Here is a 299-nt window from a genome sequence, read left to right as displayed (position 1 = left end):
AACCGCCGAGACCCCGCTCTATCACGAGGCGGATGAGGCGGGCAATCGCACCATTCTCGATCTCACCGGCGCCGACTCGTCGCTCGCCGAAGCGGACAGGGAGCGCCTTGCGGAAGATTTGCGGCTGCTCTATGTGGCCCTGACCCGGGGCGTCTACGCCACCTGGCTGGGGTTGGCGCCGGTGCGGGCGGGGGCGGGCAAGTCGGAGAAGACCGACCTGCACCACACCGCCATCGGCTACCTGCTGCAAAAGGGCGAAGAGGGGGATGCACAGACGCTGGCGACCGCCCTCACTGAGC

1 protein-coding gene is annotated in these 299 nt (G+C 68.2%); it reads left to right on the top strand.

Translation table 11 applies throughout. The features are described from left to right. Positions 1 to 299 (top strand): hypothetical protein (locus tag AACS18_RS14890; protein ID WP_258228719.1); only part of this gene is annotated, 299 nt, incomplete at both ends.

Origin of the sequence: Aeromonas sp. HMWF015 (genome assembly GCF_963878965.1) — a bacterium.
Taxonomy (GTDB): Bacteria; Pseudomonadota; Gammaproteobacteria; order Enterobacterales; family Aeromonadaceae; genus Aeromonas; species Aeromonas veronii.
This window is presented reverse-complemented; position numbering and strand designations above follow the sequence as displayed.